General features: G+C 68.2%; 19 protein-coding genes. 11 read left to right on the top strand and 8 right to left on the bottom strand.

Features of this window, described 5'->3' with window-relative positions:
* Positions 1-42 precede the first annotated feature (42 nt).
* Positions 43-2640 (top strand): replicative DNA helicase, encoded by a 2598-nt coding sequence (gene dnaB / locus N553_RS0106440; RefSeq protein WP_028045847.1) that lies wholly within the window; start codon positions 43-45, stop codon positions 2638-2640.
* A 288-nt stretch (positions 2641-2928) separates the two neighbouring features.
* On the opposite strand, the gene N553_RS0106435 is transcribed toward dnaB, so the two are convergent.
* The 3 genes from N553_RS0106435 to N553_RS25000 are packed head-to-tail and all read right to left on the bottom strand — an operon-like array spanning position 2929 to position 3835.
* On the bottom strand, positions 2929-3381 hold the full coding sequence (locus tag N553_RS0106435; protein WP_028045846.1) for an HD domain-containing protein: 453 nt from the start codon (positions 3379-3381) through the stop codon (positions 2929-2931).
* The gene (locus tag N553_RS0106430; protein ID WP_028045845.1) at positions 3378-3644 is read right to left on the bottom strand and encodes a hypothetical protein; all 267 of its coding nucleotides are present in this window, start codon (positions 3642-3644) and stop codon (positions 3378-3380) included. The genes N553_RS0106435 and N553_RS0106430 overlap by 4 nt, the downstream gene beginning before the upstream one ends.
* On the bottom strand, positions 3641-3835 hold the full coding sequence (locus N553_RS25000; protein ID WP_156043724.1) for a hypothetical protein: 195 nt from the start codon (positions 3833-3835) through the stop codon (positions 3641-3643). Before N553_RS25000 ends, N553_RS0106430 begins: the two co-directional genes overlap by 4 nt.
* Before the next feature lie 20 nt (positions 3836-3855).
* On the opposite strand from N553_RS25000, the gene N553_RS24995 reads away from it, so the two are divergent.
* From N553_RS24995 to N553_RS21425, 3 genes are read left to right on the top strand one after another with little or no spacing between them, the layout of a single operon-like run.
* Positions 3856-4005 carry a hypothetical protein gene (locus N553_RS24995; protein WP_156043723.1) on the top strand — a complete coding sequence of 50 codons (150 nt, stop codon included), beginning with the start codon at positions 3856-3858 and terminating at the stop codon, positions 4003-4005.
* A complete protein-coding gene (locus tag N553_RS0106420; RefSeq protein WP_028045844.1) occupies positions 4002-4268 on the top strand; it encodes a hypothetical protein in 267 nt (88 codons plus the stop codon). The genes N553_RS24995 and N553_RS0106420 overlap by 4 nt, the downstream gene beginning before the upstream one ends.
* Positions 4265-4714 carry an HD domain-containing protein gene (locus tag N553_RS21425; RefSeq protein ID WP_034620724.1) on the top strand — a complete coding sequence of 150 codons (450 nt, stop codon included), beginning with the start codon at positions 4265-4267 and terminating at the stop codon, positions 4712-4714. The genes N553_RS0106420 and N553_RS21425 overlap by 4 nt, the downstream gene beginning before the upstream one ends.
* 186 nt (positions 4715-4900) lie before the next feature.
* Here N553_RS21425 and N553_RS21420 read toward each other — a convergent pair whose 3' ends face one another.
* Positions 4901-5164, bottom strand: coding sequence for a hypothetical protein (locus N553_RS21420; RefSeq protein WP_156043722.1), 264 nt, complete (start codon positions 5162-5164; stop codon positions 4901-4903).
* Between the two features lie 107 nt (positions 5165-5271).
* Between N553_RS21420 and N553_RS25580 the strand changes: the two genes are divergently transcribed.
* A complete protein-coding gene (locus tag N553_RS25580) occupies positions 5272-5637 on the top strand; it encodes a hypothetical protein (RefSeq protein ID WP_156043721.1) in 366 nt (121 codons plus the stop codon).
* Between the two features lie 9 nt (positions 5638-5646).
* Complete coding sequence (locus N553_RS0106400) at positions 5647-5919, top strand: hypothetical protein (protein ID WP_156043720.1); 273 nt, start codon at positions 5647-5649, stop codon at positions 5917-5919.
* Positions 5920-5954: 35 nt separating this feature from the next.
* On the opposite strand, the gene N553_RS0106395 is transcribed toward N553_RS0106400, so the two are convergent.
* Positions 5955-6413 carry a VOC family protein gene (locus N553_RS0106395; protein WP_028045840.1) on the bottom strand — a complete coding sequence of 153 codons (459 nt, stop codon included), beginning with the start codon at positions 6411-6413 and terminating at the stop codon, positions 5955-5957.
* Between the two features lie 114 nt (positions 6414-6527).
* Between N553_RS0106395 and N553_RS0106390 the strand changes: the two genes are divergently transcribed.
* Positions 6528-7520, top strand: coding sequence for a YafY family protein (locus tag N553_RS0106390; RefSeq protein WP_028045839.1), 993 nt, complete (start codon positions 6528-6530; stop codon positions 7518-7520).
* Between the two features lie 151 nt (positions 7521-7671).
* On the opposite strand, the gene N553_RS0106385 is transcribed toward N553_RS0106390, so the two are convergent.
* On the bottom strand, positions 7672-8427 hold the full coding sequence (locus N553_RS0106385) for a hypothetical protein (RefSeq protein WP_028045838.1): 756 nt from the start codon (positions 8425-8427) through the stop codon (positions 7672-7674).
* A gap of 893 nt (positions 8428-9320) precedes the next feature.
* Between N553_RS0106385 and N553_RS0106375 the strand changes: the two genes are divergently transcribed.
* The 4 genes from N553_RS0106375 to N553_RS25775 all read left to right on the top strand — a co-directional run bounded on the left by N553_RS0106375 (position 9321) and on the right by N553_RS25775 (position 12349).
* Positions 9321-9635 (top strand): hypothetical protein, encoded by a 315-nt coding sequence (locus N553_RS0106375; RefSeq protein WP_028045836.1) that lies wholly within the window; start codon positions 9321-9323, stop codon positions 9633-9635.
* The gene (locus tag N553_RS24175; RefSeq protein WP_156043719.1) at positions 9623-11620 is read left to right on the top strand and encodes a hypothetical protein; all 1998 of its coding nucleotides are present in this window, start codon (positions 9623-9625) and stop codon (positions 11618-11620) included. Before N553_RS0106375 ends, N553_RS24175 begins: the two co-directional genes overlap by 13 nt.
* A 4-nt stretch (positions 11621-11624) precedes the next feature.
* Positions 11625-12125, top strand: coding sequence for a hypothetical protein (locus N553_RS0106365; RefSeq protein WP_028045834.1), 501 nt, complete (start codon positions 11625-11627; stop codon positions 12123-12125).
* A gap of 101 nt (positions 12126-12226) precedes the next feature.
* Complete coding sequence (locus N553_RS25775) at positions 12227-12349, top strand: hypothetical protein (RefSeq protein WP_255347001.1); 123 nt, start codon at positions 12227-12229, stop codon at positions 12347-12349.
* 399 nt (positions 12350-12748) lie between these two features.
* Here the strand turns inward: N553_RS25775 and N553_RS0106350 are convergent, their stop codons facing one another.
* A complete protein-coding gene (locus N553_RS0106350) occupies positions 12749-13057 on the bottom strand; it encodes a hypothetical protein (RefSeq protein WP_028045833.1) in 309 nt (102 codons plus the stop codon).
* Positions 13054-13254 (bottom strand): hypothetical protein, encoded by a 201-nt coding sequence (locus N553_RS0106345; protein ID WP_197029928.1) that lies wholly within the window; start codon positions 13252-13254, stop codon positions 13054-13056. The genes N553_RS0106350 and N553_RS0106345 overlap by 4 nt, the downstream gene beginning before the upstream one ends.
* Positions 13255-13349 lie beyond the last annotated feature (95 nt).

The raw sequence follows: 13349 nt of genomic DNA, 5'->3' as shown, positions 1-13349 counted from the left end.
ACCCCAGAGTACATATGTTCGAACGATGACGATGGGGAAGCGATGACGATCGACGAGCTCGAGTACGGCGCGCCGGCCTCTGCGGGCCGCGGTGGCGGCGGCTACGACAGGACCCCTCCGCAGGATCTCGACGCGGAGCGCTCGGTGCTCGGCGGGATGATGATCTCGAAGGACGCCATCGCCGACGTCGTCGAGCAGATCCGCGGCACCGACTTCTACCGGCCCGCGCACGAGGTCATCTACGACTCGATCCTCGACCTCTACGGCCGCGGTGAGCCCGCCGACGCGATCACCGTCGCGGACGAGCTGACCAAGCGCGGCGAGATCGGCCGCATCGGCGGAGCTCCGTACCTGCACACGCTGATCTCGTCCGTCCCCACCGCCGCGAACGCCGGCTACTACGCGCGGATCGTGCGGGAGCGGTCGGTGCTCCGCAAGCTCGTCGAGGCCGGCACGCGCATCGTGCAGCTCGGCTACGGCACGGACGGCGGCGACGTCGACGAGATCGTGAACAACGCGCAGGCCGAGGTCTACGCGGTGACCGAGCGGCGGTCGTCGGAGGACTACCTGATCCTCGGCGACATCATCGGGGGAGCGGTCGACGAGATCGAGGCGGCCGGACACCGCGGCGAGGGCATGATCGGGGTTCCGACGGGCTTCTCCGACCTCGACCGACTGACCAACGGACTGCACCCGGGTCAGATGATCGTGCTCGCAGCCCGGCCGGCCATCGGCAAGGCCCTGGCCCTCGACACCCCGCTGCCCACACCCACCGGGTGGACGACGATGGGGTCGGTCCAGGTCGGCGACCTGCTGATCGCCGCAGACGGCACCCCGACCCGTGTCGTCGGCGCGACCGGGGTGATGACGGATCGACCGACGTACCGCGTGACGTTCGATGACGGCACGGTGATCGTCGCCGATGCCTGGCATGAGTGGGAGACGAGCACCCGCGCGGAGCGTCGCGGAATCTCCGGGCCGGTCTCCGGTCTGCGGACGACCGAGGAGATCTACGCGACCGTCCGGTGCGCGACGGCCGACGGCCGTGCGAACCATTCGGTCGTCACGGCACGTCCCCTCGACCTCCCCGCGGCCGAGCTGCCCATCGACGCCTACGCGCTCGGCGTCTGGCTGGGCGGCGGCCACTCGGCCTCGGCCCGCTTCACCAGCGCCGACCCAGAGATCGCGATGATGATCGAGGGCCGCGGGCTCGTCGCCCGCGACATGGGCCCTTCCGGTGCAGGACCGGCGCGGCTCTACCAGGTGCAGCTTCCCGTCGACGTCGTCCCCAAGCGCTCGTGCGAGGTGTGCGGGACCGCGTTCGTGCCTCGCGGGTCGCAGGTCCGCACCTGCGGTCGCTCCTGCGGCGGCAAGGTCAAGACGCTGACCGCGCCCGTTCCCGTCCCGACCTGCCCCAACTGTGGCGTGGCGACGACCGGCCTGCTGCGGTGCCAGTCATGTCATGACGCGAACGGCACGGTGCACGGACGCCTGCGGACGCTCGGGGTGCTCGGTGACAAGCACATCCCGACGTCGTACCTGCGCGCGTCACAGGGTCAGCGCCGCGATCTGCTGGCCGGTCTGCTGGACACCGACGGCACGGTGAGCCCCACGGGAAGCGTGCAGATCACGCTGACCAACCGGCGGCTCGCCGACGACGTCCGCGAGCTCGTGCACTCCCTCGGCTACCGCACGGGCTGGTCGACCAAGCGGGTCAACGGTCGCACCGAGGCTTCCTCGACGGCGTTCACCCTGACCTTCACGACGGACGACGACGTCTTCGCGCTCGAGCGCAAGCGCCTGGTCCACAAGGATCGGCGCAAGCCCTCCACCGGCCGCCTGACGCAGCGGTTCATCGTGTCGGTCGAGCCCATCGACAGCGTGCCCGTGCGGTGCGTGCAGATCGAGCACGAGTCGCACCTGTACCTCGCCAGCCGGTCGATGATCCCCACGCACAACTCGACCATGGGCATCGACATCGCCCGGTCGGCGTCGATCAAGCACAACATGACGTCTGTGGTCTTCTCCCTCGAGATGAGCCGCAACGAGATCACGATGCGTCTGCTCTCCGCCGAGGCGCGCGTGCACCTGCAGAAGCTGCGCAACGGTCAGATGGGCGAGGACGACTGGGCCAAGATCGCCGCGACCATGGGCAAGATCTCCGAGGCCCCGCTGTTCATCGACGACTCCCCGAACATGTCGCTCATGGAGATCCGCGCGAAGTGCCGGCGGCTCAAGCAGAAGCACGACCTCAAGCTCGTCGTCATCGACTACCTGCAGCTCATGTCGTCCGGAAAGCGCGTCGAGTCCCGCCAGCAGGAGGTCTCGGAGTTCTCCCGTGCACTCAAGCTGCTGGCCAAGGAGCTCGAGGTTCCGGTGATCGCGATCAGCCAGCTGAACCGTGGCGCCGAGCAGCGCACCGACAAGCGCCCCCAGATGAGCGACCTGCGTGAGTCCGGCTCCATCGAGCAGGACGCCGACATCGTCATCCTGCTGCACCGCGAGGACGCCTATGAGAAGGAGTCGCCACGGGCGGGTGAGGCCGACGTCATCGTGGCCAAGCACCGAAACGGGCCGACCGACACCCTCGTCGTGGCGTTCCAGGGGCACTATTCACGCTTCGTGGACATGCAGGCCTGACGCCCGCTGATTGTCGACGAGCTGTCGAGATGCAAGATTCTTTGACTAAACGGCGACGATAGTCTGACTACCCGATGTGTCCGAGTTCGGAGCGCTGGCCCGGCGCCCGGCTCATAGTCCAGCTCGCCGCAGTGCCGGACCGATGCACGCTCAGACCGCTCGGGCAACGAACAGCCAGGATCTGGCAGCTCGTTGCCAGTCGTGCCTGATTACGCAGGTCCTGCCCCGCATCCTTCGTCGACGTGCGCGATCACCGGTACACCCGTACGGCTCGTCCCGGCGGCACGGTCACGGTGCTGCTCGGGTGAGGGACTCCAGGAGCTCGCGACTGCGGCGGTACTTGTCCCCCAGGCGATGGGCGACGTGCGGAGGCAGTGCCGAGACCCGCTCCGGATCGGTGTTGTCGTCGAGGTCGGCATGCTTGACGACCACGGCGAGCGGATGTTCGGCCACCCTGCGCATGCTCTCGTCGAGGGTCTCGCCGGGCCGCTTGCTCAGGGCGTCGACGGCGGCGACGACGGCCGCCGGGCAGCCGAGGGCGAGCAGGTCCGCTGCTGTGACCGGGGTGTCCTCGAGGACGTCGTGGAGTACTGCGACCATCCGCGCATCGTCACCCTCGACGCGCGCCATCACCCGCAGGGGGTGTCCGATGTAGGCCTCCCCGCCCTTGTCGGTCTGTCCCTCGTGCGCTGTCGTCGCAAGTCTCACGGCTGCGTCGAGGTCGAACACCGAGCCGGTCACGAGTCGCTCCCCTCGTTGGTACGACGGGAGTTGACCCATCGTTCGAAGTCGAGTGCGGCCGTGGCGCTGATGGGCCGGAGCTCCTTCTCATACATGTTCAGTTCCGCCAGCGTGACGATGCCCGTGGTCTCCCACGTACCGTCTCCGCGGAGGATCTCGCTGATAGAGCCTTCGGGCGTTGCCGTCCGCCGAACGATCGTGTGGGTTCGAGAGATGTCCTCCCCCTCATAGAGGAGAGCCCAATACTCTGTTTCGACTGTCATCGGACCTCCGGTGCTGCTATCGATCGGACACCTGGTGGTGTCGGGACGGCGCGGAAGAGCTGCAGCATTTCGGCTTTGAGCCGCGCGGCCTCCTGTGGAGTCACGCCTGGCAGGCGGGCTTGTTCGTACAGGTCGTGTCCGCTCATCTTGACCTCGAAGCTGGTCGGGGTGTGGAACTGCAGCTCGAACACCGGTCAGCTTCGAGGTGAAGATGAGCGGACACGACCTCTATGAGCAGATCCGCCTGCCGGACGTGACCCCCGCGGACAGGGCTCGGCTCGAGGCGGAGATGCAGCGTCTGTTCAGCACCGTCCCGACGCCACCCGGTGTCCAGTCGATCACACCCCCGGAGATCCCATGACGGCCGAGACCGAGTACTTCGCGCTCCTGTGGGACGGCGACGACGTCTCCGCACCTCGCACTATCCTGCGGCGGCGGCCAGCGCCCGAAGGCGCCATCGAAGAGATGCTCCGTGGCGACGGTGCGTGGTACTCCACGGGTGTCCTCGCCCTGGTGAGGCTCAACATGTACGAGCACGAGGTACAGCCGATCAGCATTGCAGCCGCACTCGACTTCGAACGATCGGTCAACTCCCGTCGTACCAACGAGGGGAGCGACTCGTGACCGGCTCGGTGTTCGACCTCGACGCAGCCGTGAGACTTGCGACGACAGCGCACGAGGGACAGACCGACAAGGGCGGGGAGGCCTACATCGGACACCCCCTGCGGGTGATGGCGCGCGTCGAGGGTGACGATGCGCGGATGGTCGCAGTACTCCACGACGTCCTCGAGGACACCCCGGTCACAGCAGCGGACCTGCTCGCCCTCGGCTGCCCGGCGGCCGTCGTCGCCGCTGTCGACGCCCTGAGCAAGCGGCCCGGCGAGACCCTCGACGAGAGCATGCGCAGGGTGGCCGAACATCCGCTCGCCGTGGTCGTCAAGCATGCCGACCTCGACGACAACACCGATCCGGAGCGGGTCTCGGCACTGCCTCCGCACGTCGCCCATCGCCTGGGGGACAAGTACCGCCGCAGTCGCGAGCTCCTGGAGTCCCTCACCCGAGCACCGTGACCGTGCCGCCCGGACGAGCCGCACGGGTGTACCGGTGATCGCGCACGTCGACGACGAGCTGAGTGCCGCTGTGAAGGAATCGGACCCGCGGCCATCGGCGCTGAGTTGGTCGCTCCGACCGAATTCCTGAGAGCACTTGGGAGAACAGCCGGCGCACGCAGGTTGGCGGGGCCCTGGCCGTGCCTGCTATCTGAGCTTGGGGATGAGGTCCTTGAGGTCGACGACCTCGATCCGAGCAGCCAGGGTGAACTCCGCCACGGTCATCGCCTCAGAGAGGCCCTCGGGCGTGCGCAGCTTGAGCGCGGCCTTCGAGAGGGTCTTGCTCGCCTTGCGCGCGCTGGTCCGGAGGGACCGCACCGGATAGTCACCCACGACGAAGACCTGCCGTCGGCGGCTGGTGGTGTCGAGCGACAGTCCGACCACGTCAGCGAATAGGCCGCGCTGCCGCATTCCGTCGTTACCTTTCCAGGAGGACAGCTTGGACTCGGCCACACGATGGGTCGTCTCGAGGTCGAAAGCGCGGTCAGGGTCGTTGCCAGCACCCAGGCCCGAACTCGGTGAGCGACGACGGTGCCGTCAGAGCGCCGCACACTGCTTCGGCCGTGGTCTTCGTCCGTGACCGTGTACTCGACAGGAGTGGCCAGGCGGTCGTTCGTCAGCCACTCCAGGTCGTGCCCGGTGCGCCACTCGCCGGCCGCCTGGAGCGCCAGGTACGTCTGCAGGACGCGGACATCCGAGGTGACGAGGTCCACGCCGTTCGACGCGCCGCGTTCGATCGTCTCGACCGTCACCACGCCCGCGTCCTCGCGGCCGACCTCCTCGACCTGGGAGTCCCCGATCCGGAAAGCCTCTCCCGGTCCCGGTTCGTCGACCCATCGGCCGCTCTGCTCGATCAGCTCGATCACCTGCGGGTCGATACGTAGCGTCATTTCGTGAGCACGCGGTCTGTCAGAAGATCCTTCACGGGTATGGCCTCGCCGTTCTTCATGAAGCGCACCTGGAGCGCGCCACCGGGGCGCCCGAACGAGGGCGCGATCTCGGAGACCGCGATCGGTCGCGAAGGCGGAAGACTCGCCGCGGTCCTCCCGATGACGTCCGTGTGCCGAGCCGCGGTGGAGCAGAAGACCATCACCCCGATGTTCTTCAGGGTGATGGCCTTCTGCCTCGTCCTTCCCCGCGATGCGCGGCGAATGGTCAACGGATGAGCACGAGAGCAGCCGGCCGCCCCAGGCCAGACGGGCTAGGACTGCTGTTCGGTGACGCTCAGCACCCAGGTGACACCGAATCGGTCGGTGAGCATCCCGAATCCGGCCGACCACGCCGACGCCGCCAGCGGCTCCACGATCGTGGACCCGGCGGCCAGGGCCTCCCAGTAGCCGGTGGCTTCGTCGAGGGTGTCAGCGCTCAGGGCGAGGAAGAACGACTGGTCGGTGACCGTAGTGCCGTTCTCCCGGCGTGCCGACCCGGCGATGCGGGGGGTGTCTGATGCGCCGGGGATGTCGTAGGCCATCAGGGTGAAGCCGGCGGGGCTAGAGACCTGGCCGAAAACGACCTTGTCGGAGTCGGGGAGCCCGGCGGGCGTTCCGAACTCGCCGTAGGTGCGGACAAAGGTTTCACCGTCGAAGGCAGTCGCGTAGAACTCGAGCGCGGCACGGGCGTCGCCGTGGAAGTTGAGGTGGGCGACGGGGGTAGCAGACATGGTGTTCTCCCTGATTCGATGCGAAGTCATCGCGGCAGCCGCTCTATCGGGCTGCGAAGACCGTCTCAGCAGTTCCGGTCAGGGAACGTCCGCTTCTCCACGCACACTTGACCTATGCCGGTTGCATCTTCGTCATCGACCTCGAAGCGCCTACTCGCACTGCTATCGCTGTTGCAGTCGCGTCGCGACTGGCCGGCACCGGTGCTCGCCCAGCGCCTCGCGGTCAGTGAGCGCACCGTGCGTCGTGACATCGACCGATTGCGCGAGCTCGACTACGCCATCGACGCGACACGCGGCCCCGACGGCGGTTACCGCCTAGAGGCTGGCAGCCAGCTGCCCCCGCTCCTATTCGATGACGAGCAGGTGATCGCCCTCACCCTCGCTCTTCGCACTGCGGGCACACTCGGTGCCGGCGTGGAGGACGCCGCCGAAAGGGCCCTGAGCACTGTTACCCGGTTGCTGCCCGCTCGCCTGTCCTACCGCGTAGCGAGCCTCGTCGATGGGCTCAGCGCAACGGCGGGTGGCCCGGTCGTTCAGGCAGACCCGGCGGTGCTGCTACGTATCGGCGAAGCGATCCGCAGCCGCGAGGAACTGCGCTTCGACTACGCCTTTCCCAGCGCGACGGCAGGCTCGACAGCCCCACCCGTGCGGTCGATCGAACCGCACCACCTCCTCCTCCACAACGGCAAGTGGTATCTGCTCGGCTACTCTCCCGCACGGGAGGACTGGCGAACCTACCGCGCCGATCGCATCTCCCCGCGCACCCCCAACGGACGACGATTCACGCCACGACTGGTCCCGGGTGGGAACCCCGCCACGTATCTCGCCGCCCGGTTCAAAGGATCGACCGGAGCCGACAGATGGCCCTGCCACGGCGAAGTGACACTGCATGCGCCTCTCGCCGACATCGCCCCCTATATCGGCGACGGCACAGCGCAAGCCCTCGACGCGGACCAGTGCCGAGTACACCTTGGGGCGTGGTCTTGGGAAGGCCTGGCCGCAGAGTTCTGCCGCTTCACCGCGGCCATCAGCCACGCCCAACCAGCCGAACTCCGCACCGCATTCGCTGCTATCGCCGCACGAGCAGTCGTCGCGTCAGCGCCCTGAACCGCCTGGTCGAACATGACACGCGAGCTACCTCGGCTTTGAGTCCGGTGGTGCGGAAGTTGCGGCCAAGCAGACGTGGGGCGTCGCCGGTAGCACAGCGGCGCCCCGTTCTTCTCTGCGGCGAGGCCCGGTCGTGAAGGACTTCGGCATCTCACTGCGACAGGCGGCGCGCGCGCTCCGCGATGAGCAGCCGGATACGTTCATGGTCGTTGCGGAGCCCCTCGTAGACGTCGGCGAAGTACGTCACGCGGAACAGCTCTTGGAGGTACCGGACTACACCCGCCTGGAATCGGTCGTCGCCGGCGCGGAGACGTGCCGTGACGTCCGGGTGAGCGGCGAGTGCTCGGTCGATGACGACGACGGCACGGTCCGGGTCCGGTACGTCGGCGAGCTCGGCGATGATTGCGACCGCGGGAGGACCGAAGGCCCAGTACTGACTCCACGGCGACGTGGCGGCGAGCGTTCGCGCGGCGGTCGGAGGAGCTGGCCACATCTGCAGCAGGTACCGCTCGGCCGGACTCTCGTCCGACTCATGAGGTCTGTTGAACTGCTCACTGCCGATCTGCCCGTCGAGCACCACGTAGCGGACCCGGACGTCGATGCCTGGCGGCACGGGGATCGCGACCACGCCCGTGCCGGCCCACCCGCACACCTGCGCACCCTCACCTGTTCGGAGGGACATCTCGACGACGGCGTCCCACGCCGGGTCGAGCGGCGGCTGCCGTTCGAGGACCTGTGCCTCCACGGCGACGCGGCCGTGCTGTCGCGCCGTGGTGAGGACGACGTTCTCGCCGAGCTCGCCGTTCGCCAAGCCGAGGTTGTCGAGCCCGTAGGCGTGGCCGCCGAAGCCCGGTCCGAGCTCGATCTGTGAGTAGTCGGCGTCTACCTCACCAACATTGACGATCATCCGGCGAGCGTACGGTCGAATGCGACGCGGGGCCGTGACGACTTCTGTGCAGCGCGGGTGGACAGTCCAACGATGACGCGCGGCGATGGTCAAACCGTCCTGCATCTCGACAACGAGCCCTCCTTTGCACAGATGCCCTCGCATGTTCCATACGAGGGTGTGGTGCGGTGTGATGTCCGACTGGGCGCTCGGGACCCAGCTCGGGGGCCAAGCGATTGTGGTTGCTCCTCGAGAGGGATCGGTGAGTCCGAGAGGTGCCGGCAGCACGGTCGTCAACTACCACTGGAATCGCTTGGAGAAGGCCTCCACGGTCGTCGTTACCCAGAACACGGCGGCGGACGTCCGACCGATGGACAGTACGAACTTCAATGCGGACAAGATCGGTCGACGTCACCACGACACCCGGGGGGCTTGGCGCGCCAAAACCCGTTCCGGGTCGCGGTGCCGCGGACAGGGCCGGGATGGCGTGATGACCGTCGCAAAGCTCGCCGCCGAGCTTGCGCTCTACGGCCCCGTAGGTGGCTCGCGTCGCCCTCGATCACGTTCGGGTGGCCGTCACGTGCGACCCCATGCCCGGTACCAGGACGGCGATGTTCTCGGCGGTGTCCATGCCTCCGAACGCGATCGCTGCCCTGCCTGGTAGCGACGTGCCATCGAACAGATCCTCGCGCGCAGTGTGCACACCCCACCCGTGAGCGAACAGATCCGTCAAAGTCGCCCGCCTCCGGGCAGTCGAACGGTCCTGCGTCTCGATGCACACACTCGGCACGCCACACGCGGAACGCTCCGCCTGACGCGAATCGAGTACAGCCGTCTGGATTGTCGCGTTGCGGCCGGATGCGCTTGGCTGTGACTGCCGGTGTCGTGGGGGCGAGGAAAGGGGCGACGCGAACATGAGTGCGAGCGACGCCGATCCGGCGCAGGTGCCGAACCTCTTCCGTGCGGCGGTGGTCTCGGCGCGCAGCTCGTCGGTCGAGTCGGCGAGCGCGTTGTCGACGGCGATCGACAAGGCGATCAAGGCGATGGCGAACGGTGCGTGGGTCGGTGGCCGGGCGGGCGACCTCGAGGACCAGCTGACCTCGTGGCGCACCACCTGCCAGAACGCGGCGAACGGCGCAATCGACGAGTTCGACCACGCACTGCGCGGGCAGCCGGACATGGTCGAGGCGAACTCGTGGCAGGCGCACTGGCGGCCATGGCTGAGGTGAGCATCGACCTCGACGCGATGGACGACCTGATCGCGTCGCTCGACACCGCACGCGAGACCGTCACGGGGGCGGCGGGGCGGCTGCGCGGCCAGCTCGAGCGGGTCGAGCTCTCGACAGGCACGCTGGCCCAGGTGGGGTACGGCGGTGGCGTGGAGCACGCGATCGGCGAGGCGTTGCGGGACCTGAACCGGCGCCGGGCGATCGCCCGGATGATCGAGCAGGCCACGCCAGGTCTGGCGGTCGTCTCCTTCGGCGACTCGGTGCTGTCCACGACGTCGGACGCCGAGATCGCCGGCCTGGTGGACACGGTGCTGGGCAAGCTCAAGGTCGACGAGGACGACTTCGACCCGCGGGGCGTCGACCCGGAGCTGCTGCGCATCCTGGCGGAGAACCAGAACGACCCGTACTTCGCCCAGGCCTTGGCGTCCCGGGTGACCCCCGGTGCGCTGGCGGCCTACCTCGACCTGGTCAACAGGGGACGGGTCGGTGCGGGGCTCGACGGGGTGGCGGCTTTCGACCGCGACTACGACGCGCTGCTGCGCGGGCTGGGCATGACGCTCGGCCTGGCCAGCCAAGGGACGGGCGACGTCGCGGTGCCCGGTATGACGAAGGCGTGGACGGACTTCGCGGGCGACGAGCGCCTCCGGTTCGCCCACGGCGGGCAGCTGAACCTCGTGTCGCTCGTGATCGAGCGCGGGTTGTGGTCCGACGACTTCCTTGTCGACGTGTACAACACGATCCGGACCTCGGAGGGCGACGGTGGCGCCGAGCAGTGGGCCGTCGGCGGGCCGTGGCTCGTCACCGACCCACGGCCGGAGCGCTCGCCGGAGTGCGACCTCATGCAGGACCCGCTGTACGGGATCTTGACAGCGATGCAGTCCAACCCGGACGCGGTGCGGCGGGTGTTCGGCACGGCCGAGACCCGCACGGTCGACACGGGAAAGTCTTCCGTAGTCGTGAACGCCGCGATGTGGGAGTTCCTGCACGGCCGCCCGGGCCTGGACGAGCTCACCGCCGGCGCCTTCGCGCTGGCCGTGCAGAGCGCGATCCTCAGCCCACCCAAGGAGGGCCAGGACGCGTTCCAGCCCCGGCTTGCGGGCGATCTCGGCGCGGTGGCCAAGGCGCTGGACGAGGAGTCCGATGTCGCCAAGGAGAAGGCCGGCCCGTGGTGGAAACAGCTGCTGCACGGCCTGCTCGACGTGGTCGGCCTCGTCCCGGTCCTCGGCGAACCGGCGGACGTGCTCAGCGGTGTCTGGTACTACACCGACGGCGACTGGGTGAACGGGTCCCTGTCGATGGGCTCGGCGATCCCCGTGCTCGGCTATGCGGCCGTCGGCGGGAAGTGGGTCAGGACCGCCCTCAAGGCCGAGGACCTCCTGGAGCTGGAGAGGCTGGCCGAGGCCGGCGAGCTGATCACCGCCGTCGACCGGGCATCGGGTGCGTCGCGGGTGTTCGCGCGGGACGGTCGGCTGCTCGACGAGGCTGCGGACCTGGCCGACCCGGCCAACTTCGCGCCGGAGAAGTTCCTCAGCGACGCCGAGCTCAAGCGGTGGAACGGCATGAGCTCGTTCATGCGCAAGATCATCGCCGGCAACAGGTTCAACGCCTATGCCAACCGTGCCTACGACTACTCCGAGATCGCGCTGGAGACAGGCCGGAAATCCCGCTTCCGGCTCGACGCATACACCCCGGATGAGGCGATCGTGTCCCGCAAGCTCACCCAGCTCAACGACGTGAGCGTCGCTACCGCGAAGACGTACATCGACGAGTTCGTGAAGAAATACCCCGAAGGAACCAAGATCGCGAACACGAAGAAGAACCGCGACCTCGGTATCGTCGGCGACCGACTGAACGGCCCCATGGTCCTCGAGGTCCCCCCGCAGGTCGGCGGTAGGGTCGACCCCGCGATCGTGGCCTATGCCGAGTCCAAGCAGATCTTCATCCGCGACGTCAATGGCACCTATTACACGAAGCCCCCGGAGTGACGAGATGACGTTCCTGTACGGCCGCTCGTGGTTCTCGGACGAGCGAAAGCCCGTCGAGCCGATCACCGAGGAGGAGGCGCGGCGCGTCTTCGACAAGGGCCCTCAGCTGGGCGTCGCGGCGGTGGACGGCGTCGGGTCCGTCCCGCGCTACACGCTGACCATGAGCGCGCGGGCCGAAGACATCACGGTGCACCTCTACGACGAGCACGGGTCGGAGGTCTCGGCCCTCTCCTATGACACGCAGCAAGGGCGCCTGTTTCTCTTCAACGTGACCGAACGGCTCTACCCGGACGACGGTCAGTACCACGGCACGCCTGGCTACCTGGCGACCCGGACGTACTACTTCAAGCCGGACGGGTACAGCCGGCTACGCACCAAGGTCAAGGCCGCCCCGGCGGCGACGATCGAGGAGTTCACCGGGGTGAACGTCTCCGACCACTGGCTCGACCCGCTCGAGTGGGGTGACTGGGACCGCATCGGCGAGTACCGGCCGAGCGCCGTCTGACCCGAGTTCCCGTACGTCGCGGTGCAACGACGTCGTTCAGCGCTGACCCGACCCGCGGTGCCACAGATCGCCACGTCCCGTAGTGGCGCATCGCGAGCGCGGTGGACGACTTCTCCTGGTTCGACGCCTGGACGAGACTGCTGGTCAGCGGCGACTGGGCCCTGGACGGCGGCATGTGGACGTACACCCGAGAGTGGCAGCCTGAGCTGCCCAGCTGGTACTGACCGACTGATCTCGCTGGATGGTTTCGCGCCCGCAGCCGAGCTCATCGCGTCCGGTGCCCTGGTGGCGTGCCGGAGCCCTCACGGCGTGGGGTCCGAGGCGATCTGAACCGCCCTGGGTTGGTTGGAGGGCTCTCGACTTTGGAAGCGAGGATGCAGCCAAGCCGGTTGCAGCACGGAGTCGCGTCCTCGATGCACACGCGCGCAGGATCAGCGGTCGGGTTCGAGCTCCCGAGCCAGGTCGTCCGCCTGCGACCGCTGCTCGGCGGCACGCAGCTGCGCGATTGCCTGCATCGCGACGCCTTGGAGCCGCCTGACCGGTGCGACCGGGCTGGACCCAGCCGCCGGAGATCAAGACCGTGCGCCAGTGCCACCGCGAGCCCGGGCGTCCGAACGCCGGAGTCATCGATTTTCGTACGTGGACGCCCAGCCCAGGGTGTCGGCCGCGTGCTCCGACAGACCAGAGTGACGCTCCTGGGCGCGCGCGGAAACCAGCCGGCCCGCATCGCCGAGGCTCGAGGTCGACCAGTCGACCACGGTGCGACCCGCCTCGGCGACGATGACTTCGACGAGCGCGAGCAGCTCATCCGGAGACCGCTGCGTCGCGCACGCGCGGGCTGCCTCCCGGTCGACCTTCGGGTACGGCCGGCGGCCCCGGCTGTAGTACGCCACCACGGCGGCGCTCAGCTCCTCGTCCACGATCTCGGTCACGGGTACACCTGCCTCTCCACGCCGGTCTCGGCGTCGATCTCGATGATGCGGGTCACAACGGGGTTGTCCTTGAGCCGTGGCAGCCCGACGGTCTGCCGCACGTTCCCGGGTCGCAGCGACGAGCCGACGACTGCCCGCACCTCCCCGGACACGCCCTCGGCGTAGGCCGCGGACGCATCGGCCCACACCTGCTGCACGCCGGCATCGTCAGGATCCCACTCGGGCAGTTCGATGCCTCGGTCTTCCATGAGCGTCTCGAGCGTCGCGCCGTGGTTGTGGGACGCGGCGTCGC

This window comes from Cellulomonas sp. URHE0023, from assembly GCF_000688475.1.
Lineage (GTDB): Bacteria > Actinomycetota > Actinomycetes > Actinomycetales > Cellulomonadaceae > Cellulomonas.
The sequence above is the reverse complement of the archived record's forward strand: the minus strand, read 5'-3'. Positions and strand labels throughout refer to the sequence as shown.

Coding starts and splice junctions, on each gene's coding strand:
- dnaB (WP_028045847.1), top strand. CDS start 43: ATGACGATCGACGAGCTCGAGTACGGCGCGCCGGCCTCTGCGGGCCGC.
- N553_RS0106430 (WP_028045845.1), bottom strand. CDS start 3,644: ATGACAGTCGAAACAGAGTATTGGGCTCTCCTCTATGAGGGGGAGGAC.
- N553_RS24995 (WP_156043723.1), top strand. CDS start 3,856: ATGAGCGGACACGACCTCTATGAGCAGATCCGCCTGCCGGACGTGACC.
- N553_RS0106420 (WP_028045844.1), top strand. CDS start 4,002: ATGACGGCCGAGACCGAGTACTTCGCGCTCCTGTGGGACGGCGACGAC.
- N553_RS21420 (WP_156043722.1), bottom strand. CDS start 5,164: ATGCGGCAGCGCGGCCTATTCGCTGACGTGGTCGGACTGTCGCTCGAC.
- N553_RS0106395 (WP_028045840.1), bottom strand. CDS start 6,413: ATGTCTGCTACCCCCGTCGCCCACCTCAACTTCCACGGCGACGCCCGT.
- N553_RS0106390 (WP_028045839.1), top strand. CDS start 6,528: ATGCCGGTTGCATCTTCGTCATCGACCTCGAAGCGCCTACTCGCACTG.
- N553_RS0106385 (WP_028045838.1), bottom strand. CDS start 8,427: ATGATCGTCAATGTTGGTGAGGTAGACGCCGACTACTCACAGATCGAG.
- N553_RS0106375 (WP_028045836.1), top strand. CDS start 9,321: ATGAGTGCGAGCGACGCCGATCCGGCGCAGGTGCCGAACCTCTTCCGT.
- N553_RS24175 (WP_156043719.1), top strand. CDS start 9,623: ATGGCTGAGGTGAGCATCGACCTCGACGCGATGGACGACCTGATCGCG.
- N553_RS0106365 (WP_028045834.1), top strand. CDS start 11,625: ATGACGTTCCTGTACGGCCGCTCGTGGTTCTCGGACGAGCGAAAGCCC.